This is a genomic window from Aquicoccus porphyridii (assembly GCF_008369105.1).
GTDB lineage: Bacteria > Pseudomonadota > Alphaproteobacteria > Rhodobacterales > Rhodobacteraceae > Aquicoccus > Aquicoccus porphyridii.
This window is the reverse complement of record NZ_VINQ01000014.1, coordinates 1-23,496: the sequence shown is the minus strand read 5'-3', so window position 1 is coordinate 23,496 and position 23,496 is coordinate 1. Positions and strand designations below refer to the sequence as shown.

The 23,496-nt window shown below is 63.1% G+C and carries 18 protein-coding genes and 1 pseudogene; 12 read left to right on the top strand and 7 right to left on the bottom strand.

The annotated features are described in order from the left end of the window. The first annotated feature begins 140 nt into the window (after positions 1–140). From rimP to infB, 4 genes are read left to right on the top strand one after another with little or no spacing between them, the layout of a single operon-like run. Entirely contained in the window at positions 141–725 is a 585-nt protein-coding gene (gene rimP, locus FLO80_RS15855) for a ribosome maturation factor RimP (RefSeq protein ID WP_111364315.1), read from the top strand. A 6-nt stretch (positions 726–731) separates the two neighbouring features. Next, positions 732–2,339 (top strand): transcription termination factor NusA, encoded by a 1,608-nt coding sequence (gene nusA, locus FLO80_RS15850; RefSeq protein WP_111364317.1) that lies wholly within the window; start codon positions 732–734, stop codon positions 2,337–2,339. A 23-nt stretch (positions 2,340–2,362) separates the two neighbouring features. After that, positions 2,363–2,983: an RNA-binding protein gene (locus FLO80_RS15845; RefSeq protein ID WP_111364319.1), complete on the top strand. Its 621-nt coding sequence runs from the start codon at positions 2,363–2,365 to the stop codon at positions 2,981–2,983. A gap of 10 nt (positions 2,984–2,993) precedes the next feature. After that, on the top strand, positions 2,994–5,480 hold the full coding sequence (gene infB, locus FLO80_RS15840; RefSeq protein ID WP_111364321.1) for a translation initiation factor IF-2: 2,487 nt from the start codon (positions 2,994–2,996) through the stop codon (positions 5,478–5,480). 416 nt (positions 5,481–5,896) lie between these two features. Here the strand turns inward: infB and mutT are convergent, their stop codons facing one another. From mutT to FLO80_RS15825, 3 genes are read right to left on the bottom strand one after another with little or no spacing between them, the layout of a single operon-like run. After that, positions 5,897–6,295, bottom strand: coding sequence for an 8-oxo-dGTP diphosphatase MutT (gene mutT, locus FLO80_RS15835; RefSeq protein WP_111364943.1), 399 nt, complete (start codon positions 6,293–6,295; stop codon positions 5,897–5,899). Between the two features lie 8 nt (positions 6,296–6,303). Next, positions 6,304–7,533, bottom strand: coding sequence for a bifunctional glutamate N-acetyltransferase/amino-acid acetyltransferase ArgJ (gene argJ / locus FLO80_RS15830; protein ID WP_111364322.1), 1,230 nt, complete (start codon positions 7,531–7,533; stop codon positions 6,304–6,306). A 4-nt stretch (positions 7,534–7,537) separates the two neighbouring features. Continuing rightward, positions 7,538–8,395 carry a foldase protein PrsA gene (locus FLO80_RS15825; protein WP_111364324.1) on the bottom strand — a complete coding sequence of 286 codons (858 nt, stop codon included), beginning with the start codon at positions 8,393–8,395 and terminating at the stop codon, positions 7,538–7,540. Positions 8,396–8,573: 178 nt separating this feature from the next. Between FLO80_RS15825 and secA the strand changes: the two genes are divergently transcribed. The 3 genes from secA to FLO80_RS15810 all read left to right on the top strand — a co-directional run bounded on the left by secA (position 8,574) and on the right by FLO80_RS15810 (position 14,132). Next, positions 8,574–11,276 (top strand): preprotein translocase subunit SecA, encoded by a 2,703-nt coding sequence (gene secA / locus FLO80_RS15820; RefSeq protein ID WP_111364945.1) that lies wholly within the window; start codon positions 8,574–8,576, stop codon positions 11,274–11,276. A gap of 105 nt (positions 11,277–11,381) precedes the next feature. Continuing rightward, the gene (locus tag FLO80_RS15815; protein WP_111364326.1) at positions 11,382–12,539 is read left to right on the top strand and encodes a translocase; all 1,158 of its coding nucleotides are present in this window, start codon (positions 11,382–11,384) and stop codon (positions 12,537–12,539) included. 39 nt (positions 12,540–12,578) lie between these two features. After that, a complete protein-coding gene (locus tag FLO80_RS15810) occupies positions 12,579–14,132 on the top strand; it encodes a substrate-binding domain-containing protein (protein WP_111364328.1) in 1,554 nt (517 codons plus the stop codon). A gap of 4 nt (positions 14,133–14,136) precedes the next feature. On the opposite strand, the gene radC is transcribed toward FLO80_RS15810, so the two are convergent. The 3 genes from radC to dnaK all read right to left on the bottom strand — a co-directional run bounded on the left by radC (position 14,137) and on the right by dnaK (position 18,335). Next, on the bottom strand, positions 14,137–14,901 hold the full coding sequence (radC, locus tag FLO80_RS15805) for a RadC family protein (RefSeq protein WP_111364330.1): 765 nt from the start codon (positions 14,899–14,901) through the stop codon (positions 14,137–14,139). Between the two features lie 291 nt (positions 14,902–15,192). After that, positions 15,193–16,344 carry a molecular chaperone DnaJ gene (gene dnaJ / locus FLO80_RS15800; RefSeq protein ID WP_111364332.1) on the bottom strand — a complete coding sequence of 384 codons (1,152 nt, stop codon included), beginning with the start codon at positions 16,342–16,344 and terminating at the stop codon, positions 15,193–15,195. A gap of 74 nt (positions 16,345–16,418) precedes the next feature. Beyond that, positions 16,419–18,335 carry a molecular chaperone DnaK gene (gene dnaK / locus FLO80_RS15795; RefSeq protein ID WP_111364334.1) on the bottom strand — a complete coding sequence of 639 codons (1,917 nt, stop codon included), beginning with the start codon at positions 18,333–18,335 and terminating at the stop codon, positions 16,419–16,421. A 223-nt stretch (positions 18,336–18,558) separates the two neighbouring features. On the opposite strand from dnaK, the gene FLO80_RS15790 reads away from it, so the two are divergent. Then, entirely contained in the window at positions 18,559–19,182 is a 624-nt protein-coding gene (locus tag FLO80_RS15790; protein WP_111364337.1) for an alpha-ketoglutarate-dependent dioxygenase AlkB family protein, read from the top strand. Between the two features lie 254 nt (positions 19,183–19,436). Here the strand turns inward: FLO80_RS15790 and FLO80_RS15785 are convergent, their stop codons facing one another. Beyond that, on the bottom strand, positions 19,437–20,261 hold the full coding sequence (locus FLO80_RS15785) for an ABC transporter permease (protein ID WP_111364339.1): 825 nt from the start codon (positions 20,259–20,261) through the stop codon (positions 19,437–19,439). A gap of 134 nt (positions 20,262–20,395) precedes the next feature. Between FLO80_RS15785 and cysQ the strand changes: the two genes are divergently transcribed. The 4 genes and pseudogenes from cysQ to FLO80_RS23235 form a co-directional block, all read left to right on the top strand. After that, on the top strand, positions 20,396–21,193 hold the full coding sequence (gene cysQ / locus FLO80_RS15780; RefSeq protein ID WP_111364341.1) for a 3'(2'),5'-bisphosphate nucleotidase CysQ: 798 nt from the start codon (positions 20,396–20,398) through the stop codon (positions 21,191–21,193). Further along, entirely contained in the window at positions 21,190–21,990 is an 801-nt protein-coding gene (locus FLO80_RS15775; protein ID WP_111364343.1) for a 3-deoxy-manno-octulosonate cytidylyltransferase, read from the top strand. Before cysQ ends, FLO80_RS15775 begins: the two co-directional genes overlap by 4 nt. Continuing rightward, the gene (locus FLO80_RS15770; protein WP_111364345.1) at positions 21,987–23,222 is read left to right on the top strand and encodes a glycosyltransferase family 2 protein; all 1,236 of its coding nucleotides are present in this window, start codon (positions 21,987–21,989) and stop codon (positions 23,220–23,222) included. The genes FLO80_RS15775 and FLO80_RS15770 overlap by 4 nt, the downstream gene beginning before the upstream one ends. A 144-nt stretch (positions 23,223–23,366) precedes the next feature. Beyond that, positions 23,367–23,496 (top strand): annotated as a pseudogene (locus tag FLO80_RS23235) (UTP--glucose-1-phosphate uridylyltransferase); the annotation flags it as partial.

Here is a 23,496-nt window from a genome sequence, read left to right as displayed (position 1 = left end):
CAACGCACGCCCATGTCGGGGGTTGCAGACTCACCCGGCGAAGCGTATATCCGCATCAACAGCGGCGCGTGAGGGTCCAAACCTGACGCCCACCGGGAAATATCGACGGGCCGCGCGCCCGTTTTTTTGTATCTGGACACATCATGAGCGACCTTATCGCAAAATCCGCGATCGACCGACGCCTTGCCGGGATCATCACCCCCGTCATCGAGGACATGGGGTTCGAGCTGGTGCGCGTGCGGCTGATGGGCGGTCAGACCAAGACGCTTCAGATCATGGCCGAACGCCCCGATGGCGGGATCGAGGTGGATGAATGCGCCGATATTTCCGGTGCAGTCAGTGCGACCCTCGATGTCGAGGACCCGATCAGCGACACCTATACGCTTGAAGTGTCGTCACCCGGAATCGACCGACCGCTGACGCGGCTCAAGGATTTCGAGAGTTTCGAGGGGTTCGAGGCCAAGCTGGAAACAGCAGAGTTGATCGACGGGCGCAAACGGTTTCGCGGCGTTCTGGCCGGGATCGAGGGCGATGAGGTTCTGATCAACATCGAACAGGACGGCGAAACCATGACGGTGGGCCTGCAATTCGACTGGCTGGCCGATGCCAAGCTGGTTCTGACCGACGACCTGATCAAGACGATGCTGAAGGCGCGCAAGGCGGCCGGGCATCTGGACGAGAGCAAATACGACGAGATTCATACCGATACCGGTTCCGAGGAGTGACGAGACATGGCAATCACATCTGCAAACCAGCTTGAATTGCTGCAAACCGCCGAGGCGGTGGCCCGCGAAAAGATGATCGACCCCGGTTTGGTGGTCGATGCGATGGAGGAGAGCCTCGCCCGCGCCGCCAAGAGCCGCTATGGCGCCGAGATGGACATTCGCGTGTCGATCGACCGCAAGACCGGCAGGGCGACCTTTACCCGGGTCCGCACCGTGGTCGAGGACGACGCGCTTGAGAATTACCAGGCCGAGTTCACCGTGGAGCAGGCCAGGCAATACCTGGAAGATCCCAAGGTCGGCGACCAGTATGTCGAGGAAATTCCGCCCGTCGAAATGGGCCGGATCGCAGCGCAGGGCGCCAAGCAGGTGATCCTGCAAAAGGTGCGCGAAGCCGAGCGCGACCGCCAATACGAGGAATTCAAGGACCGCGCGGGCACCATCATCAACGGTGTCGTCAAGCGCGAGGAATATGGCAACGTCATCGTGGATGTGGGCCGGGGCGAGGCGATCCTGCGCCGCAACGAGAAGATCGGGCGCGAAGCCTATCGCCCGAATGACCGCATCCGCTGCTACATCAAGGATGTGCGCCGCGAACAGCGGGGGCCGCAGATCTTCCTGTCGCGCACGGCACCGGAATTCATGGCCGAGCTTTTCAAGATGGAAGTGCCCGAGATCTATGACGGCATCATCGAGATCAAGGCCGTGGCCCGTGATCCGGGCAGCCGCGCCAAGATCGCCGTGATCAGCTATGATGGTGGCATCGACCCGGTCGGCGCCTGTGTCGGGATGCGCGGCAGCCGTGTGCAGGCCGTGGTGAACGAGCTTCAGGGCGAAAAGATCGACATCATCCCGTGGAACGAGGATGTGCCCACCTTCCTTGTGAACGCATTGCAGCCCGCCGAGGTCAGCAAGGTCGTCCTCGACGAAGACGCCGAGCGGATCGAGGTTGTCGTGCCCGACGAGCAGCTTTCGCTTGCCATTGGCCGGCGCGGACAGAACGTGCGGCTGGCGTCGCAACTGACCGGGCTTGATATCGACATCATGACCGAGGAAGAGGAATCGGCGCGCCGCCAGAAGGAATTCGAGGAACGCACCAAGCTGTTCATGGATACGCTCGACCTTGACGAGTTCTTTGCCCAGCTTCTGGTGGCCGAAGGCTTTACCAACCTCGAAGAGGTGGGTTATGTCGAGATTGACGAGCTTCTGGTAATCGACGGCGTCGATGACGACACCGCGAAAGAGCTTCAGGCCCGGGCGCGCGATTTCATTGAAGCGCAGTCCAAGGCGGCGCTGGAACATGCGCGCGAATTGGGTGTCGAGGACAGCCTGGTTGAATTCGAGGGGCTGACACCCCAGATGATTGAGGCATTGGCCGAAGACGGCATCAAGACGCTGGAAGATTTCGCCACCTGCGCCGACTGGGAGTTGGCTGGCGGCTGGACCACGGTGGATGGTGAACGGGTCAAGGATGACGGTCTGCTTGAGAAGTTCGACGTCGGCCTCGAAGAGGCGCAAAATCTGGTCATGACCGCGCGGGTTCTGTTGGGTTGGGTTGATCCGACCGAGCTTGAATCCGGGGACGAAGAAGGCGAGAACGAGGAGGTCGAGGCCTGATCGCAGGTCTCGGGATCTTGGGAATGGGGCGCGGAAAGCGAACCGACGGCCACGACGAAGGCCAGACGCGCAAGTGTATCGCCACGGGCGAGCTTTGCGCCAAGGCGCGGTTGATCCGTTTCGTCGTGGGGCCGGATGGCGCTATCGTGCCGGACGTGATGGGCAAGCTGCCCGGGCGCGGGATCTGGGTCAGCGCCGAGCGCGCGGCGCTTGAGAAAGCGATCGCCAAGGGGCTTTTCAAGCGCGCCGCGAAACAGGCGGTCACGGTTCCGCCGGGTCTCGTCGATCAGATCGAGGCATCGCTTGTGCGCCGGGTCGTCGATCTGATCGCGATGGCGCGTAAATCGGGCGCGGCGGTCGCCGGGTTCGAGAAGGTCAAGGACTGGCTGTCCAAGGACGTGGCCGAGATCCTGTTGCAGGCAAGCGACGGATCCGGGCGCGGCAAATCGAAACTGAGCACGCCGATGGACGGTCATTTCATCGGTTGGCTGACGACAGAAGAACTGGGCCGGGCATTCGGGCGACAAACTGTTGTCCATGCGGCCATAGGCGCTGGAGGTTTGGCGCCACGTGTTGTAGAGGAAGCGGCAAGGTTGAAGGGCCTGCGCGTTTCCAGTGGCGGAACGACCCGCCCGAGAGGATGAAGAGAACCACATGAGCGATAGTGACGGCAAAAAGACATTGGGCCTCACGGGCGGGCGCCCCGGTAGCGTAAAGCAAAGCTTTAGCCACGGGCGCACCAAGAATGTCGTGGTCGAAACCAAACGCAAGCGCGTCGTCGTGGCCAAGCCCGGCGCGGGCAAGCCCGTGTCGCCGACAACCAAGTCGACGTCGGGCAACCCGGCCAAGCGCCCGGCGGGCATTTCCGATGCGGAACTCGAACGCCGGATGAAGGCGCTTGCCGCGGCCAAGGCACGCGAGGTCGAAGAGACCGCCGAACGCGAAGCCGAGGAAAAGGCCCGCGAGGAAGAGCGCCAGCGCCGCCGTGAAGAGGCCGAGCGCAAGGAACGCGAGGAGCGCGAGCGCGAAGAGGCGCTGAAGGCCAAGGCCGACGAGGAAGAGCGCCAGAAACGCGAGGCCGAAGAGGCCGCGAAACGCGCCGCAGCCGCTGCGGCCGCGCCCCCCGAGGATTCGGCAGCCGCCCCGAGATCGGCGAAAGCGGCCCCCAAGCCCGCGCCCGAACGCAAGACCGAGCGCGAAGACCGCAACCGCGGCGCCAAGGCGCGCGACGATGGCGGACGCCGGTCCGGCAAGCTGACCCTCAACCAGGCGCTTTCAGGCGGCGAGGGCGGGCGCCAGCGGTCGATGGCCGCGATGAAACGCAAGCAGGAGCGCGCCCGGCAGAAAGCGATGGGCGGACAGGTCGAGCGTGAAAAGATCGTTCGCGATGTCCAGATCCCCGACATGATCGTGGTCAGCGAACTGGCCAACCGGATGGCCGAGCGGGTCGCCGATGTCGTGAAATCGCTCATGCAGATGGGCATGATGGTCACGCAGAACCAACCGATCGACGCCGAGACCGCCGAACTGATCGTCGAGGAATTCGGCCACAAGGCCGTTCGCGTGTCCGATGCCGATGTCGAAGACGTGATCAAGGCCGAAGACGATGCGCCCGAGGATCTCAGTCCGCGCCCGCCGGTGATCACCGTGATGGGCCATGTCGACCACGGCAAGACCTCGATTCTCGATGCGATTCGCAACGCCAAGGTGGTGTCGGGCGAGGCCGGGGGCATCACCCAGCATATCGGCGCCTACCAGGTGACAACCGATCAGGGTGCCGTGCTGACCTTCCTCGATACGCCGGGCCACGCCGCCTTTACCTCGATGCGCTCACGCGGGGCGCAGGTGACGGATATCGTGGTACTTGTCGTCGCGGCGGATGACGCGGTGATGCCACAGACCGTGGAAGCCATCGCCCATGCGAAGGCCGCAGAGGTGCCGATGATCGTGGCGATCAACAAATGTGACCTCCCGGCCGCGAATCCCGACAAGGTGCGCACCGACCTGCTTCAGCATGAGGTGGTTGTCGAAGCGATGTCGGGCGAGGTGCAGGATGTCGAGGTTTCGGCCCAGACCGGTCAGGGCCTTGACGAATTGCTTGAGGCCATCGCGCTTCAGTCGGAAATCCTTGAACTCAAGGCCAACCCGGATCGCGCCGCCGAAGGCGCCGTGATTGAGGCGCAGCTCGACATCGGCCGCGGCCCTGTCGCCACGGTTCTGGTGCAGCGCGGGACGCTGCGTCAGGGCGACGTGTTCGTCGTGGGCGAGCAGTACGGCAAGGTTCGCGCACTGATCAACGACAAGGGCGAGCGGGTTCAGGAAGCCGGACCCTCGGTTCCGGTCGAGGTTCTGGGTCTAAACGGCACGCCCGAGGCGGGTGACGTTCTCAACGTGGTGAAAACCGAGGCGCAGGCGCGCGAGATCGCGGAATACCGCGAAGCCGCCGCCAAGGAAAAACGCGCCGCAGCCGGGGCCGCGACGACGCTGGAACAGCTCATGGCACAAGCCAAGGAAGACGAGAGCGTCTCGGAGCTTCCCATCGTGGTCAAGGCCGATGTTCAGGGCAGCGCCGAAGCCATCGTTCAGGCGATGGAGAAGATCGGCAACGACGAGGTGCGTGTGCGGGTCTTGCATTCCGGCGTGGGGGCGATCACCGAAAGCGATATCGGCCTTGCCGAGGCATCCGGCGCACCGGTGATCGGGTTCAACGTGCGGGCCAATGCACCGGCGCGCAATTCGGCCAACCAGAAAGGCGTCGAAATTCGCTATTACAGCGTGATTTACGACCTGGTTGACGACGTGAAGGCAGCGGCGAGCGGTCTATTGTCGGCCGAGATCCGCGAGACCTTTATCGGCTATGCCGAGATCCGGGAAGTGTTCAAGGTGTCCGGCGTCGGCAAGGTGGCGGGTTGTCTTGTCACCGAAGGTATCGCCCGGCGCAGCGCCGGTGTGCGTCTCTTGCGCGACGACGTGGTGATCCACGAAGGCACGCTCAAGACGCTCAAACGCTTCAAGGACGAGGTGGCCGAGGTCCAGTCGGGTCAGGAATGTGGCATGGCCTTCGAGAAATACGAGGACATCCGCCCCGGCGACGTGATCGAGATTTTCGAGCGCCAGGAAGTCGAGCGCAAGCTCGACTGATACAACTGCAAGGTTACGGGAAAAGGGGCGGCCTTTGCGGGGGCGCCCCTTTTTTCATGTTCGGGCCCTGCGGCTTTCGCGGTAAATCAGGCGGTTTAACTAACCGGTTTTCCACAAAAAACCTGGGTCCCGACACGCACTTGAATACGACCATCAGGCAGTTTTCCGACCAGGAACCCCTGCACGGAAACGCAAGATCCCAAGGTGATGGTGTGCAGCATGCCAAATTCCCTCACTGGTTTGACACTATAATACAATCATAGATTGATTGGCGATGCATCAATAATTTTATGCGAATCACGGGAGGACATCGAAGGTCAATCGGCGCATGCCGCCCGGGGCGCGTCACGTTTCATCGCACGCTCACCCCGACTTCCGGTCAAGGATCGGTGGCTGCCAGTCGGGCGCAACACGCCCTAAAGCCAGTCGCGCAGAATCGGAATGAGCGGAATATCGGCAGGCGGCATGGGATAGCTGCGCAGATCGTTGGCGCGCACCCATTTCAACGTCTGGCCTTCGCGCGCATGGGGGATGCCCTCCCATTTGCGGCAAACGAAAAGCGGCATCAGCAGGTGAAAATCGTCATAGCTGTGCGACGCGAAGGTGAGCGGCGCGAGGCAGGAATCCCACGTGTCGATGCCCAGCTCCTCTTGCAATTCGCGGATCAGGGCGTGTTCCGGGGTCTCGCCCGGTTCGACCTTGCCGCCCGGAAATTCCCAAAGGCCGGCCATGGATTTGCCCTCGGGGCGCTGTGCAAGCAGCACACGCCCGTCGATATCGACAAGCGCGACGGCGGCGACAAGCACGATGTTCACCGGCGTCGTCACGAGCGGTAATCGGCGTTGATGTCGATATAGCCGTGGGTGAGATCGCAGGTCCAGACCGTGGCCGCGCCCGCGCCAAGGCCGACATCGACGGAAATCACGATCTCGTCGCGCTTCATCAGGTCGGCGGCGTCTTCTTCGCGATAGCCCGGCGCGACCCAGCCCTTTTCAGCCACGAGAACATCGCCGAAACGGATGCTGAGCCGGTCACGGTCGGCGGCAGCGCCGGATTTGCCGACCGCCATGACGATGCGACCCCAGTTCGGATCTTCGCCGGCGATGGCGGTCTTGACCAGTGGCGAGTTGGCGATGGAAAGCGCATGGGTTTTCGCGTCGGCATCCGAAGCGGCGCCGGTGACGGTGATTTCAACGAACTTGGTGGCGCCTTCGCCGTCGCGCACGACCTGATGGGCAAGGTCGAGCATGACCGAATGGAGCGCGCTGCGAAACTCGGCATCGTTGTCGCCGATTGCAACGCCGCTGGCCCCGGTGGCGGCCAGCAGGAGGGTGTCGGAGGTCGAGGTGTCGCTGTCGACGGTGATCGAGTTGAAGGTCGGGCCGGTGAGGTCGGACAGCATCGCCTGAAGCGCGGGTTGCGCAATCGCCGCGTCGGTGAAGATATAGACCAGCATCGTCGCCATGTCGGGCGCGATCATGCCCGATCCCTTGGCTATACCGGCGATGTTCACCGTTTTGCCGTCGCGCTTGAAACTGGCTGACGCGCCCTTGGGAAAGGTGTCGGTGGTCGTGATGGCCTGTGCCGCCGCCTCGATTCCGGTTTCGTCGAGGGACGCGGCCAGATCGGAGAGTTTCGAGGTGATCCGTTCATCGGGAAGCACCTCGCCGATGACGCCGGTCGAGGCGGAAAAGACGCGCGCCTCGGGCAGGTTCAGCGCGTCGGCCACGCCTTGGGTCACGCGGCGGGCCGCCGCGGTGCCATTCGTACCGGTAAAGGCGTTGGCGTTTCCGGCATTGACGATGATCGCCGCGCCCTCGGTCGCATCGCTGCCGATCTTGGCCTGGCAATCGAGCACTGCCGCGGACCGGGTGGCGGATTGGGTGAACACCCCGGCAACCGCAGTTCCGGGGGCCAGCCGCGCCAGCATGACATCGCTGCGCCCGGCATAGCGCACCCCGGCGGCGACGGTGGCAAACGCGACCCCGCCGATCACCGGCAGGGCGGGAAAGCCCGCAGGCGCGAGCGGGGAGCGTTTCAGCGTCTTGGCCAAGGGATCAGTTCTCCAGCAGAGAGGTGTCTTTCAGGATGGCCGGATCAATACCGGTTTCGCCGGACCGGTCAATGGTGGCTTTCTCGGTCAACTCGCCGATGCGGGCCTCGATCACCTCGGACTGGAGACCGCTTTCGATCTCGCCGCGGACATCCTCGAATGCGGGCGCATCCTTGACCCGGGTTTCGTTGAGCTTGATCACGTGCCAGCCGAACTGGGTCTCGATCGGGGCCGAGAGGTCGCCGACATCAAGCGCCATCACCGCCTCTTCGAAGGACGGGACCATCATGCCTTCGCCGAACCAGCCCAAGTTACCGCCATCGGGGCCGGACGGGCCGGTCGATTTCTCACGTGCGAGGGTGGCGAAATCGGCGCCGCCTTCAAGCTCGGACAGGATGGCGCGGGCCTCGTCCTCGGTTTCGACGAGGATATGGGCGGCATTGTATTCCGTGCCCGGCGTGGCGTCGGCATACTGCTCTTCATAGGCGGCGCGCAGCACGTCGTCGGACAGCGCGGAATCAAGGGTCGCCTGGATCGCCTCGGCGGCCATGAGCGAGCGTTCTTCGTTCTCGAGCGCGGTCTTGACCCGGTCGGGCATCGCGTCGTCATAGGATTGCATCAGGATGGTCTGATGCACGAGTTGATCGAGCACGCCCTGAAACAGCACGTCATCGGGAAGCTGCGCATATTGCTGCGGCAAATTGTTGCGCATCAGGATCATGTGCCCGAGCGTGATCTCGGTGCCGTTGACGGTGGCGATCACCGTGTCGGCCGTGGGTGCGTCATCGGCCATGAGCGGAGCGGCGCCGGTAACGGCCAGTGCGAAAAGCGGCGCGGCGAGGAAAGAGAGACGTTTCGACATCGGGTTGTCCTTTGCTGTTGTCGCGCGGGAACGCGACGTTGACACTGCCAGAGCCGCCCCTTACATCGCCTTAAGACACAGGCAAAAGCCGCTCTTTGGTGCCCGTTGTAGGGGCTGCGAAATGGAGGGGCAAGCAGTTGCCGACCACGATAATGTCAATAGCCGGATCGGATGGAACATGCTGGGATTTGGAACGCTTACGAAAAAGGTCTTCGGTACGCCGAACGACCGAAAAATCAAGGCGACCCGTCCGATCATCGACAAGATCAATGCCCTTGAGCCCGAGTTCGAGGCCCTGTCGGACGAGGGGTTGAAGGACAAGACGACAGAGCTCTCCGACCGCGCGAAGGGCGGCGAGAGCCTTGACGACCTGTTGCCCGAAGCCTTTGCCAACTGTCGCGAGGCGGCCAAGCGTGCACTGGGCCTTCGGGCCTTTGACGTGCAGTTGATGGGCGGCATTTTCCTGCACCAGGGCAATATCAGCGAGATGAAGACCGGCGAGGGCAAGACACTCGTTGCGACGCTGCCCGCCTATCTCAATGCGCTGACCGGCAAGGGCGTGCATATCGTCACGGTCAACGACTACCTCGCCAAGCGTGATGCGGAATGGATGGGCAAGGTCTATGGCGCGCTGGGCCTGACCACCGGCGTGATCTATCCGCAGCAGCCCGAGGCCGAAAAGCGTGACGCCTATCGCTGTGACGTGACCTATGCCACCAATAACGAGCTGGGCTTCGATTACCTGCGCGACAACATGAAATCCTCGCTCGATGAAATGGCGCAGCGCGGGCATGGATTTGCCATCGTGGACGAGGTCGACAGCATCCTGATCGACGAGGCGCGCACGCCGCTGATCATCTCGGGGCCGTCGCAGGATCGTTCGGAGCTTTACGTTTCCGTTGACCGGCTGATCCCCGACCTGGTGGATGATCATTTCACGATCGACGAGAAAACCCGCAACGTGACCTTTACCGACGAAGGCAACGAATGGCTCGAAGAGCAATTGAAGTCGCGCGGGCTTTTGCCCGAGGAGCAGAACCTCTACGACCCCGAGAGCACAACCATCGTGCACCACGTCAACCAGGGCCTGCGCGCGCACAAGCTTTTTACCCGGGACAAGGATTACATCGTTCGTGACGGCGACGTGGTGCTGATCGACGAATTCACCGGGCGGATGATGCCGGGGCGGCGGTTGTCGGACGGGCTTCACCAGGCAATCGAGGCCAAGGAAGGCTGTAACATCCAGCCCGAGAACATCACCCTCGCCTCGGTCACGTTCCAGAACTATTTCCGGCTTTACGAGAAACTGTCGGGCATGACCGGCACGGCGGTCACGGAAGCCGCGGAATTCGCCGAAATCTACGGTCTGGGCGTGGTCGAAGTGCCGACCAACCAGCCGATCGCCCGAGTCGATGAGGATGACGCGGTCTATCGCACCACCGCCGAGAAATACGACGCCGTTGTCGAAACCATTCGGGAGGCCAACACCAAGGGCCAGCCGCTTCTGGTCGGCACGACCAGCATCGAGAAATCCGAGCTGCTGTCGGAGATGCTCACCGAGGCCGGGATCGTGCACAACGTCCTGAACGCCCGCCAGCACGAGAAAGAGGCCCAGATCATCGCCGATGCCGGCAAGTTCGGCGCCGTCACCATAGCCACGAACATGGCGGGGCGGGGCACCGACATCAAGCTGGGCGGCAATGTCGATTTCAAGATCATGGAAGCGATCGAAGCCGACCCGGAGGCCGACCCCGAAGAGATCCGCAGCCGGATCGAGGCGGAACACGCCGAGGACGAGAAGAAGGTCAAGGAGGCCGGGGGTCTCTTTGTTCTGGCCACCGAACGGCATGAAAGCCGCCGCATCGACAACCAGTTGCGCGGCCGCTCGGGCCGTCAGGGCGACCCGGGGCGCAGCGCGTTCTTCCTCAGCCTCGAAGATGACCTGATGCGCATCTTCGGCTCGGAGCGGCTCGACAAGGTGCTCTCGAAGCTTGGGATGAAAGAGGGCGAGGCCATCGTCCACCCGTGGGTGAACAAGAGCCTGGAACGCGCACAGGCCAAGGTCGAGGCGCGCAATTTCGACATCCGCAAACAGCTTTTGAAATACGACGACGTGATGAACGAGCAGCGCAAGGTCGTGTTCAAGCAGCGGCTCGATATCATGAAGGCCGAAGACCTGTCGGCGATCGTGCGTGACATGCGAAACGAGGTCATCGACGACCTGGTCGAGACCTATATCCCGCCCAAGAGCTATGCCGACCAATGGGACGGCGAGGGACTTCATGCCGCGGCGCAGGAACATCTGGGCATTGACGTGCCGGTGACGGACTGGGTCGCCGAGGAAGGCGTCGACGACGAGGAAATCACCGAACGGCTTGAGAAAGCGTCGGACGAGTTCATGGCCAAGAAGGCCGCCGCATTCGGCCCCGAGAACATGCGCTCGATCGAAAAGCAGGTTCTGCTTCAGACCATCGACACGAAGTGGCGCGAGCATCTGTTGACGCTCGAACATCTGCGCAGCGTCGTCGGCTTCCGCGGCTATGCCCAGCGCGATCCCCTGAACGAGTACAAGACCGAGGGCTTTCAGCTTTTCGAGGGGATGCTCGATAGCCTGCGCACCGATGTGACCAAGACGCTGGCGCAGGTGCGGCCGCTGAGCGAGGAAGAACAGGCGCAGATGATGGCCCAGATGCAGCAACAGCGGCAGATGCTGGACCAGCAAACCGAGGCCGCGACGGCGGGTGCTGCGCCGAACCCCGAAGCCGCCGCCGAAGGGTTTGACGAGAACGACCCGTCGACATGGGGCAACCCGGGGCGCAACGCACCCTGCCCCTGCGGGTCGGGCAAGAAGTTCAAGCATTGCCACGGCCGGTTGCAGTAAGCACGTATATGCCTTGAAGGGGTCAAGATGACTCCTTCAACGGGCCACAACGGCGCCGCTTTTCCTGCCGATACTCCTGTTGAATAAGGGGTATTGGAGGCAGTCATGCCGGACCGGAAACGTATAATCACCATTGGTGGCACGCTTTTTGCGATCGCCGGAATCGGCTTTTTCATGCAGACTGGCCAGTCGGGGCCAAGCCAGGCCGCGCTGAACCAGGTTGTGACCAAGTCGGCGGACGAAAAGGTCGAGTTGCCCAGTGCCGAATTGACCGCGTCAAGCACGCCCGGCACGACCGAAATTGCCCTTTCGCCGCCAGCCACGGTGTCAGCCGAAGCGCCAGCGACAGAAGATACGGCACCGATGGAGATTGCCGCGCTTGAAGATACGTCCGAGATGGGCGCCTCGAAAGCGGTCGGGGACGACCCCGTGGTTCGGGAACCGAAGCAAATGCAATCGGAGGAGAATGCAGGCCAAACCGGTTTCCAGACTGCCGCGCTGGATGAGTTGACGATTGCGGTCGAGCCTGAAACCGGACGGCCGGCAGAGAAACGCGCGGCCAACGAGCCTGACGATTTGCAAGGCTGCGATCCGGAAATGACAGTCGAAACCATGGCCGCCGCGCTGATCAACGTGGTTATCAACGCGGACTGCCTGCCCAACGAACGTGTGACGCTGGATCATGCCGACATGGTCTTCTCCGAGGCGACGGATGCCCGGGGACTGCTTGAAGTCACGATCCCCGCCCTCGATGAAGAGGCGCAGATCACCGCGACCTTCCTTGACGGTCACGCGGTTTCCGCCAGCGCCACGGTCAGTTCGCTTTCCTTCTATGACCGGGTCGTCATCCAGTCGGACAGTGACAGCGCGATCACCCTTCATGCGCTGGAATATGGCGCGGGCTATTCGGATCGCGGCCATGTCTGGTCCGGTGCGGCAGGCGGCATCGAGAACGCCGCGACCGGCAAGGGCGGCTTCCTGATCACGCTCGGCGATCCGACGATGGATAACGCCCGAATGGCCGAAATATACACCTTTCCCACCGGAATCGCGCAGGATGACGGACAGGTGCAACTGAGCGTCGAGATCGAGGTGACCAACCACAATTGCGGGCGCCCGGTCGACGCAAAGGCGTTGCAGACAGGTGCGGCTGGCGATCTCGATGTGCGGTCGCTGAGCCTGACGATGCCGGATTGCGATGCGATTGGTGATTTTCTTGTGTTGAAAAACTTCGTCAATGACCTGAAAGTGGCGCGTAACTGAATTCGCCACTTCGCCCTGATCGAGGTCATCGTGAAAACCATGGTCTGTGCGGCGGTCTTCGCCGCACTTTTCCTTTTGGCCGCTGTCCCGCCCGTGACCGCAAATGACGTGACCCTCAGGTCACGCGACGGCGCGATCGAGTTGAGCGGCACGATGCTCGGGTTTGACGGCGAGTTCTATCGCGTCGATACGATTTATGGCGAATTGACCGTCGATGGATCAGGCGTCACATGCGAAGGGCCGGGCTGTCCCAACCTGATTGATTTCGTTGCCGAATTGACCATCTCGGGCGCGGCAACGATGGGCGATCTGCTGTTGCCCGCCCTGATCGAGGCCTTTGCCCTTCGGCACGGGTTTGAGGCGCGGCGCGAGGACGAGGGCGGCAACGCCTTTGTCTATATTCTGTCTGACAGGAACGGTGGGGCGGAAAAGGGGCGGTTTCGATTCAGGCTGACCAACACCGATGAGGGTTTTGCCGATCTTCTGGCCGATGAGGCCGATATTGCCTTGGCGTTGCGCGAGATCCGACCGGAAGAGGCGCAGTTTGCCCGCGATGCGGGGCTGGGCGATCTGACAGGCCGGTCGCGAAGCCGGGTGCTGGCGCTTGATGCACTGGTGGCCGTGGCGGCGCCGGGGAACCCGGTCGAGAGCATCAGTATTGTCGAGCTTTCACAAGCATTTGCAGGGAATATTTCCAATTGGCAGGAACTTGGCGGACCGGATGCGCCGATCAGCCTGCACCTGCGCGATGCCGCTTCGGGGACGGGGCAGGCGGTCGAGGATCGCATTCTGGGTCCGGCCGGGCTGGACCTCGCGCGTGATGCCACGCGGCACAGGAGTGACAAGGCGCTGGCCAAGGCCGTGGCGACAGATCCCTTTGCCCTGGGTATCGCGAGAAAATCCGCGACGGGGAACGCGCAAACCCTTGTTCTGAAAGGAGGTTGCGGTTTTCCCCTGGCGGCGACACGGCGCACGATCAAGACCGAAGACTATCCCCTGACCGCGCCGATGTTCCTCTACCTGCCGGCGCGACGCCTGCCCAAACTGGCGCGCGAGTTCCTGTCTTACACGCGCAGTCCCCAGGCCCAGATGGTGATCCGGCGGGCGGGGTTCATTGACCAGGCGCCCGAAGAGATTGCTATCGCTGCGCAGGGGGATCGGCTGGCCAATGCGATTGCCGGGGCGGGGCCGGAGATCGGGCTTGACGAGCTTCAGGCGATGCTGAAAAAGCTTGGGAATATGAAGCGGTTATCGACGTCCTTTCGGTTCGAGGCCGGGTCGGTCAAGCTCGATGCGCAGTCACGGTCGAACGTTGAATTGCTGGCCCGGGCGTTGGAATCCGGGCGTTATGACGGGCGCGAGATCCTGTTCGCCGGCTTCAGCGACGGCATGGGACCGGCCGCACCCAACCTGGCGATTTCCGAGCGCCGGGCCGAGGCAGTGGAAAAGGCCGTGCGCGCCGCAGCGAAGACCGCGGATTTCGACCGTTTGACAATGGGTTACACGGGATTTGGCGAGGCGATGCCGATGGCCTGTGACGACAGTAGCTGGGGCCGTCAGGTCAACCGTCGGGTTGAAGTCTGGTTGCGCTAGGGCGCTAGAGCAGACCCTCGGCGCTGAAGCTGAGTTCGGCGGATTTCCCGATGATGAGATGGTCATGCAGGGCCAACCCAAGGGCCCGCGCGGCGGCTTCGACCTGCCCTGTCATGGCGATGTCCTCGGCGCTGGGCGTGGGGTCGCCGGATGGGTGATTATGCACCAGAATCAAGGCACTAGCGTTCAGTTCGAGGGCGCGTTTGACGACCTCGCGCGGATAGACGGGGACGTGATCGACGGTGCCGCGCGCCTGTTCCTCGTCGGCGATGAGCACGTTCTTGCGGTCGAGGTAGAGGACGCGAAATTGCTCGGTGTCGCGATGGGCCATCGTGGTGTGGCAATAGTCAAGGAGCGCATCCCACGAGGAGACGACATGGCGCTGCATGACGCGCGAGCGGGCGAGGCGCTGCGCCGCCGCCTCGACGATCTTCAACTCGCAAATCACCGCCTCGCCCACGCCCTTGACCTGCGCCAGTCGCGCGGGCGGGGCAGCGAGAACACGATTGAAATCACCGAATGTTTCCAGCAGCTTATGCGCCAGCGGCTTGACATCCTGACGCGGGATCGCGCGGAACAGAACCAGTTCGAGCACCTCGTAATCCGGGAGCGCCTGCGCGCCGCCCGAGAGAAAGCGGGCGCGCAGACGTCTGCGATGATCGGCGATGTAGGAGGGGCGCTTTCCGGATGGCAAGGCGGGAACGATCTGAACCTCGTCATCGTCGAACAAGGGCAATGGGCCTTCGGAAAACTGGGGTGTGCCGGTCATGGTCCGAGTGTGGGCCGGGTGTGGTGAAGGATTGGTTAATTTTCGCGAGGGTTAACGATTCTTTTTGCCCGAAAAGAGGGGGTGAAAAGCGTATGACTCCCGGCTGCTGCCCGGCTGCCGGGGGAACGGGTCGCGCGGTTCCGGGCAATCGTGAACAGGGCGCGCGGTGTTTGTTAGGCAAAATGAAAGGGTGCGTGAGAACACGCACCCTGAAGATGATTCGGCGGCGAGGGTCGATCAAGTCATCCCCGCCCGGAACAGCGGCGAAGCCGCCCGGCGGTTGTTCCGGGCTCAACCCTTCATCGCGTCCCAGAAGCTCTTGACCGAGGAAAAGAAGGACGAGCTTTGCGGGTTGTTCTCTTCGCTGAGATCCTCGAATTCACGGAGCAGATCTTTCTGCCGCGCGGTGAGGTTCACCGGGGTTTCGACCGCAAGCTCGATGAACATGTCGCCCGCGGGGCCACCGCGCAGGGCGGGCATGCCCTTGCCGCGCAGGCGCATCTGGCGGCCGGATTGCGAGCCGGCGGGAATCTTTACGCGCGAACGGCCGCCGTCGATCGTGGGCACCTCGATATCGCCACCCAGCGCGGCGGCGGCCATCGAGACCGGCACGCGGCAGAAAAGATCGTTGCCTTCGCGCTCGAAGAGACCGTGCTTTTCCACCTCGATGAAGATGAAAAGATCGCCCGTGGGCCCACCGCGCATCCCGGCCTCGCCCTCTCCGGCGAGGCGGATTCGGGTGCCGGTTTCGACGCCCGCGGGAATGTTCACCGACAGCGAACGATCCCGGTGAACCCGGCCCTGGCCATGGCAGGCCTTGCACGGGTTCTGGATGATCTGGCCCAGCCCGCCACAGGTCGGGCAGGTGCGTTCGACGGTGAAAAAGCCCTGCTGCGCGCGGACCTTGCCCATGCCCGAGCAGGTCGGACAGGTGCTGGGTTCCGAGCCGCTTTCGGCGCCGCTACCGTCACAGACATCGCATTGCACCGAGGAGGGCACGTTGATGGTTTTCTGCAGACCCGTGAACGCCTCTTCCAGCGTGATGCGCATGTTATAGCGCAGGTCGGCACCGCGGGTGGCACGCTGCCGCCCGCCGGGGCCACCGCGCCCGCCCATGAAATCGCCGAAGAGATCGTCGAACACATCCGAGAAGGCCGAGGCGAAATCGCCCTGTCCGGGATGCCCGCCATGGCGCGCACCGCCGCCGCCCATGCCGCCCTCGAAGGCGGCGTGGCCGAACCGGTCATAGGCGGCCTTTTTCTCGGCGTCCTTCAACACCTCGTAGGCCTCGTTCGCTTCCTTGAACTGGGCTTCGGCCTGCGGATTGTCGGAGTTGCGGTCTGGGTGAAGCTCTTTGGCCTTCTTGCGGTAGGCCTTCTTGATCTCGTCGGTCGACGCGCCCCTGGACACTCCGAGCACATCGTAGAAGTCGCGTTTTGCCATCGGGTTATCCCCTTTCAAAAGACCGGTCGGGGCCGGACCGGATCAGCGATCCGGCCCCTGAGGTCCCTGAACGCTTACGCGCGCTTGTCGTCGTCAAGGTCTTCGAAATCGGCGTCGACGATGTCGTCGTCGCCCGGCCCCGCATCGGCCGCGGAGGGTTCGTCATCGCCCTCTTCCTGGCTGGCCTTGTAGATCGCCTCGCCCAGTTTCATGGCCGCTTCGGTCACGTTCTGGATGCCGGCCTTGATCTTCTCGGCCTTGACGTCCTCTTTCTCAAGATCTTCCTTGAGCGCGGCAATGGCCAGTTCGATCGCCTCGACCGTGGTCGGATCGACCTTGTCGGCATGTTCCTCGACGGATTTCTCGGTCGAGTGGATGAGGCTTTCCGCCTGGTTGCGGGCCTCGACGAGTTCGCGACGGGCCTTGTCGGCCTCGGCGTTTTCCTCGGCGTCCTTGACCATCTTGTCGATGTCGTCGTCCGAGAGACCGCCCGACGCCTGGATCGTGATCTTGTGTTCCTTGCCGGTGCCCTTGTCCTTGGCCGAAACCGAGACGATGCCGTTGGCGTCGATGTCGAAGGTCACCTCGATCTGGGGCATGCCGCGCGGTGCGGGCGGGATGTCTTCGAGGTTGAACTGACCCAGCATCTTGTTGTCGGTCGCCATTTCACGCTCGCCCTGGAAGACGCGGATCGTCACGGCCGACTGGTTGTCTTCGGCGGTCGAGAAGATCTGGGACTTCTTGGTGGGGATCGTGGTGTTGCGGTCAATGAGGCGGGTGAACACGCCGCCCAGCGTTTCGATGCCGAGCGAAAGCGGCGTCACGTCGAGCAGGACCACGTCCTTGACATCGCCCTGAAGCACGCCGGCCTGAATGGCGGCGCCCATGGCGACGACCTCGTCGGGGTTCACGCCCTTGTGGGGTTCCTTGCCGAAGAACTTGGTCACTTCTTCAAACACCTTGGGCATCCGGGTCTGACCGCCGACAAGCACGACCTCGTCGATGTCATCCTTGGAGAGACCGGCATCCTTGAGCGCGGCCTGGCAGGGTTTGAGCGATGCCTTGATCAGGTCGGAGACGAGGCTTTCGAGCTTGGCCCGGGTCAGCTTCATCACCATGTGCAGCGGCTGTCCGGTGTCCTTGTCCATCGAGATGAACGGCTGGTTGATCTCGGTCTGGCTGGAGCTCGACAGCTCGATCTTGGCCTTTTCGGCGGCTTCCTTGAGCCGTTGCAGGGCCATCTTGTCCTTGGTCAGGTCGACGCCATGCTCTTTCTTGAACTCGTCAGCGAGGTAGTTGACGATCCGCATGTCGAAATCTTCGCCACCGAGGAAGGTGTCGCCGTTGGTGGATTTCACTTCGAACAGGCCATCGTCGATTTCGAGGATGGTCACGTCGAAGGTGCCGCCGCCAAGGTCATAGACCGCGATGGTGTGCGTGTCCTTCTTGTCGAGCCCATAGGCCAGCGCGGCCGCGGTGGGTTCGTTGATGATGCGCAGCACTTCGAGGCCCGCGATCTTGCCCGCGTCCTTGGTCGCCTGACGCTGGGCGTCGTTGAAATAGGCGGGCACGGTGATGACGGCCTGCGTCACCTCTTCGCCGAGATAGCTTTCGGCGGTTTCCTTCATCTTGCCGAGGATGAAGGCGGAAATCTGGGACGGCGAATATTTCTCGTCCTTGGCTTCGACCCAGGCGTCGCCGTTGCCGCCGTCGATGACGTTGAACGGCATGTTCTTCTTGTCCTTGGCCAGATCGCTGTCGTCGAAACGGCGACCGATCAGGCGCTTGACGCCGAAGATGGTGTTTTCTGGGTTGGTGACGGCCTGACGTTTGGCCGACTGGCCGACGAGGCGTTCATCGTCGGTGAATGCGACGATCGAGGGGGTCGTTCGCGCCCCTTCCGCGTTTTCGATCACGCGCGGTTGCGCACCATCCATGATGGCGATGCAGGAGTTGGTGGTTCCGAGGTCAATACCGATGACTTTGGCCATGTTTTTCGATCCCTTCTACTTCAAGGCGATTTTCGAGGGCCGGACCCATTATGGCATCCACCCCCGGTTTGGGGTGCCGTGTCCGGTTTCGCCGGTTCACGGCGCTTCCGGGCGTATATAGGCAGGCGGTTTTGGCGCTGCAAGCACCGGTATGGCCGAGAGATTGCAAATAACCCGTGTTTTTTGCACCAATCGCTAGAAAGCGACGTATTAAGGGGTCGGGATGAGCGAATGTGACCGGATCGATCTGCGCGGCGTGGCCGTTTTCAGGGGGGCGCTGGATGCGGATGCGCAGGCTGGGCTGGTCGAGCAGGTGTGCGAAATTGCCCGGGCGGCGCCGATGTTTCACCCCGAAACGCGATGGGGCAAGCAGATGAGCGTGAAGATGACCAGCGCCGGTGATTTCGGCTGGGTCAGCGACCGGCGCGGCTATCGTTACGAGCGGCGGCACCCGTCGGGCGCAAGCTGGCCGCCGATCCCGGGCGCGGTGTTGGATATCTGGGAACGGTTCGGGGTGGGCGCAACGCCCAGCCTGCGGGCGCCGGAATGCTGCCTCGTCAATTACTATGGCGAGGGCGCGCGGATGGGGCTGCACCAGGATCGCGACGAGGCGGATTTCGCGCAGCCGGTGGTGTCGGTCTCGCTGGGCGATGCGGGGCTGTTCCGGGTCGGCAATATCGAGCGCGGCGGCAAGACCGAATCGATCTGGCTTGAGAGCGGTGACGTGGTGGTGATCGGGGGCGCGGCGCGGCTTGTCCATCACGGGGTGGATCGGATCAGGTTCGCATCGAGCACCCTTTTGAAGGATGGCGGGCGAATCAACCTCACGCTGCGGGTGGTGACGTGAGGCGCGTCAGCGCCGCGCACAGTTCGGGCGGATCGCAATAAATCGGATTCGACCGATGCCGGACGGAAGGGCAGCACAGGGCCGCGGTCGGGTGCTCATCACGGCAGCGTAGGGCAGTTTATCCCGCAGCGTCATCCCTCGCCCGAAGCGGCGCGCACGTTATCAAAAGCACCCGGCCGGGGGGCGGCCGTGTGCTGCCCGGGCGGCTTCGCCGCCGTTCCGGGCAGGTCGAATCCAGTTTATCGTGACCGGCCCTAACGCCGTGCGCCCCAGCTCAGCGAGGCGTGGCGGCGTGTATAAAACTCGCCGATCAGCCCGAGCATCAGGAGGGTGATGCCGACAATCACCGGGTATTCGAGATTCGAATAGCGCGGGAAATAATTCACGAAGACAAAGCCGCGGGCCTGGTCGATGGCGTGAAACAGCGGGTTCCAGTCGAACATCGCCAGCATGTACCCCGGCAGCGTGTTGGCGACGAACATCTTGCCCGAGGCGATCATGTTGGCGCGGGTGTAGAAGGTGGTGAAGATCGACACGAATGTCGGGAACCACGGCTTGATCGCCAGCAGCACGATGCCCAGCGCAAAGCCGGTGAACCACGCGATCAGAAAGGCCCCGAAGGCGGCAACGGGTTGTTCGATCACGAAGCGATTGACGATGACATAATAGCCGAACAGGATCACGAAAAGCGACAGCACCTGGATATAGAGCGCGCCCAGCGCCGCCGAGAGAATCGACACGATCGTGTTCATCGGCGCGTGCTGCATCATCGGCGAGGACGGCCCTTCGGAGCCGACCACCGCGCCCAGCGTCTTGACATGGGTCATGTAGAGAAAGATGCCCGACATGATGTAGAGCAGGAAATCGCCGCGAATGGCCGAGCGGCGCAGGCCCAGCAGCGTGAACATCACGTAGAACACCGCCACCATGATCGCGACCTGCATCATGTTGACCAGAAGCGCCATGACCGCGTTGCCATGGCTTTTGCGGACCGAGCGCACGATCGAGTGATAGACCAGTTCGAAAATGATGAAGGCGGATGTCAGACTCGATCGTCTTTGGGGCCGTCGTTCGAACATGACAACACTACTCCGCCGGGCGCCTGTATCCTGGAACGGATTCCTTGCCGTTCCGTTAGCCGCGGATCATAAGGGGGACAGGTGAATTTGACAATAAAAGCTGCCCAGTGCCGCAGGAATAAGGAGTCCCGGATTTGGATCATGACAAACTGAGCACGGTGATGCGCGAATTGGCCCTCAGGGCGGGCGAGACGATCATGGATATTTACCGGGCCGACGATTTCGAGGTGAAGGTGAAGTCGGACGAAAGCCCGGTGACCGAGGCCGACGAAGCCGCCGATGCGGTGATCAGCGCGGGGCTGCGCGCCGCCTTTCCCGATGTTCTGCTGGTGACCGAGGAACAGGCCGCGTCGCATGACAAGACCGGCGAGACATTCCTGATCGTCGATCCGCTGGACGGGACCAAGGAGTTCATCAACCGGCGCGGCGATTTCACCGTCAACATCGCCTATGTCGAGAGTGGCGTGCCGGTGCGCGGGATCGTCTATGCCCCGGCGAAAGAGCGGATGTTCTATACATTGCCCGATGGCAGCGCGATCGAGGAAGAGGGGCCGTTCGATCCGGTCAGGCCGGGTGCCACCCGCCCGATCCGGGTGACCGAGGCGAACAACGACGCGCTGATGGTGGTGGCGTCGAAATCGCATCTCACGGACGAGACCCGCGACTATATCGCCAAGTATGCCGTGAAGGAGTTCAAGAGCGCGGGATCGTCGCTCAAGCTGTGCCTCGTGGCCACGGGCGAGGCCGATCTTTACCCGCGTGTCGGGCCGACCATGGAATGGGACACGGCTGCGGGCCATGCGGTTCTCCTCGGGGCCGGTGGGCAGGTGGTGCGGTTCGATGACCATAGGCCGCTGCGCTATGGCAAGCCGGGTTATCTCAACCCCTATTTCATCGCCCATGCGCCAAGCGTGGCGTTGAAACCGGCATGAGCGTCCTGATCGTCATCCCGGCGCGCCATGCCTCGACCCGTTATCCGGGCAAGCCGCTGGTCGCGTTGCGCGGTGCCGGGGGCGAGGCCAAGAGCCTGATCCAACGCTCGTGGGAGGCGGCGCGTGGCGTGAGCGGTGTGGACCGGGTGGTGGTGGCCACCGATGACGACCGCATCCGCGACGCGGCCGAAGGGTTCGGGGCCGAGGTGGTGATGACCTCGCCCACCTGCCGCAACGGCACCGAACGCTGTGCCGAGGCGCTGGCGGCGCTGGGCGGGGGGTATGACATCGTGGTCAACCTTCAGGGCGATGCGCCGCTGACCCCGGCGTGGTTCGTCGAAGGGTTGATTGCAGGATTGCGCGGCGATCCGGCGGCCGAGGTGGCGACGCCGGTGCTGCGCTGTGACGGGCGGGCCTTGAACGGATTCCTGGCGGACCGGCAGGCGGGGCGCGTGGGTGGCACGACGGCAGTGTTCGACCGCCGGGGCCATGCGCTCTATTTCTCGAAAGAGGTGGTCCCGTTCACCGGGCAGACCTATGACGATGCGGACGAGACGCCGGTGTTTCACCATGTCGGCGTCTATGCCTATCGCCCGGCGGCACTGAATGATTATGCGGGCTGGGAGATGGGGCCGCTGGAAGCCCTGGAAGGGTTGGAGCAGTTGCGCTTCATGGAGCAGGGGCGGCCGGTTCTGTGCGTCGAGGTCGAGGCGCGGGGGCGGCAGTTCTGGGAGTTGAACAACCCCGAGGACGTGCCCCGGATCGAGGCGATGATGCGCGAGATGGGGATGGAATGACCCCGCCGCCGGTCAGTGTCGTCATTGTGAGCCGCGACCGGCCCGAAAGCCTGATCTGGTGCCTGACCGGGGTGGCGGGGTTGCGATACCCGGCCTTCGAGGTCGTGGTGGTGGCCGATCCGCAAGGAGTGGATGCGGTGCGGGCGAGCCGGTTTGACGGGCGGGCCAAGCTGATCCCGTTCGACCGGGCTAACATATCGGCGGCGCGCAATCTCGGGATCGCGCAGGCGGCGGGCGAGATTGTCGCCTTTATCGACGATGACGCGGTGCCGGAGCCGACCTGGCTCAGTTTCCTGACCGCGCCTTTTGCCAATCCCGATGTCGCGGCGGCTGGCGGATTCGTGCGCGGGCGCAACGGGATCTCGTTCCAGTGGAAGGCGCGGATGGTCGATGCCTGTGGCCGGGCCGAACCGCAGCGCGTGGACGAGGCGCAGCCCACGGTGCTGCACCCGGGGCCGGGGCAGGCGGTCAAGACCGAGGGCACCAACATGGCGCTGCGACGGCAGGGTCTGGCCCGGATTGGCGGGTTCGATCCGAATTTCCGGTTCTATCTCGACGAGACCGATCTCAACATGCGGCTGGCGCGGGCGGGCATGGCGACGGCGATTGCGCCGATGGCGCAGGTGCATCACGCCTATGCCGCGAGCCTGCGGCGCAGCGCGGATCGCGCGGTGCGCGACCTGCACGAGATCGGGGCGAGTTGGGCGGTGTTCCTGCGCAAGCATTGCCCCGAAGAGCAGCGTGCCCGGCGCTGGCAGGAAGTGCAGAACGATGAGCGTGCGCGGCTGGAGGATCAGCAAGCGCGCGGGTTGATCGACGAGGCCGATGTGCCGCGCATCTTTGCCAGCCTGTCCGGCGGGTTTGCCGAGGGCCAGCAGCGCGCGATTGCCCCGCTGCCCGGGATCGGGGCACCGCAGGCCGAGTTCCTGACCGCCCCGGGGGCAAAGGGGCCTTCGGTGGTCCTGTCGGGGCGTTCATGGCAGGCAGGGCGATTGCGGCGTGAAGCGCGCGAGCGGGTGGCGCGGGGCGAGACGGTGAGCCTTTTCCTGTTCTCGCCCAGCACGCGATTTCACCGGGTGCGGCTCAGTCCCGAGGGGGTATGGGAGCAGGTCGGCGGTCTTTTCGGGCGCAGCGAGCGCAGTGAGCCGCTGTTCCGGCTGGCCGGTTTCAGGGCGCGGGTCAACCGGGAAGCCCGGCGCGTGGCCGCGTTGCGCGCAATAGGCGAGTCGTGACAGGCAAAACCGCCACATTCCATGAATTTGCCCTCATTCTTCCCCAATGCTGCTGGTTGAGAATGTTTCGTTACGGAAACTGTGTCATAGTGGCGTCCAACCGTCATGCAGCAGCGACATGATGGATAAGTGAGGTTCAGGAGAATGAAGAGAAAAGTAACCAAGGCGATCTTTCCGGTTGCAGGTCTGGGCACCCGGTTTCTGCCTGCCACGAAATCGATTCCCAAGGAAATCATGACGCTGGTTGACCGGCCGCTCATTCAATACGCGATCG

What these genes read in the sequence shown, in the direction of transcription:
- nusA (WP_111364317.1), top strand. Translation starts at nt 732, where the DNA reads ATGGCAATCACATCTGCAAACCAGCTTGAATTGCTGCAAACCGCCGAG.
- FLO80_RS15845 (WP_111364319.1), top strand. Translation starts at nt 2,363, where the DNA reads ATGGGGCGCGGAAAGCGAACCGACGGCCACGACGAAGGCCAGACGCGC.
- infB (WP_111364321.1), top strand. Translation starts at nt 2,994, where the DNA reads ATGAGCGATAGTGACGGCAAAAAGACATTGGGCCTCACGGGCGGGCGC.
- FLO80_RS15825 (WP_111364324.1), bottom strand. Translation starts at nt 8,395, where the DNA reads ATGTCGAAACGTCTCTCTTTCCTCGCCGCGCCGCTTTTCGCACTGGCC.
- secA (WP_111364945.1), top strand. Translation starts at nt 8,574, where the DNA reads ATGCTGGGATTTGGAACGCTTACGAAAAAGGTCTTCGGTACGCCGAAC.
- FLO80_RS15815 (WP_111364326.1), top strand. Translation starts at nt 11,382, where the DNA reads ATGCCGGACCGGAAACGTATAATCACCATTGGTGGCACGCTTTTTGCG.
- FLO80_RS15810 (WP_111364328.1), top strand. Translation starts at nt 12,579, where the DNA reads ATGGTCTGTGCGGCGGTCTTCGCCGCACTTTTCCTTTTGGCCGCTGTC.
- radC (WP_111364330.1), bottom strand. Translation starts at nt 14,901, where the DNA reads ATGACCGGCACACCCCAGTTTTCCGAAGGCCCATTGCCCTTGTTCGAC.
- dnaJ (WP_111364332.1), bottom strand. Translation starts at nt 16,344, where the DNA reads ATGGCAAAACGCGACTTCTACGATGTGCTCGGAGTGTCCAGGGGCGCG.
- dnaK (WP_111364334.1), bottom strand. Translation starts at nt 18,335, where the DNA reads ATGGCCAAAGTCATCGGTATTGACCTCGGAACCACCAACTCCTGCATC.
- FLO80_RS15790 (WP_111364337.1), top strand. Translation starts at nt 18,559, where the DNA reads ATGAGCGAATGTGACCGGATCGATCTGCGCGGCGTGGCCGTTTTCAGG.
- FLO80_RS15785 (WP_111364339.1), bottom strand. Translation starts at nt 20,261, where the DNA reads ATGTTCGAACGACGGCCCCAAAGACGATCGAGTCTGACATCCGCCTTC.
- FLO80_RS15775 (WP_111364343.1), top strand. Translation starts at nt 21,190, where the DNA reads ATGAGCGTCCTGATCGTCATCCCGGCGCGCCATGCCTCGACCCGTTAT.
- FLO80_RS15770 (WP_111364345.1), top strand. Translation starts at nt 21,987, where the DNA reads ATGACCCCGCCGCCGGTCAGTGTCGTCATTGTGAGCCGCGACCGGCCC.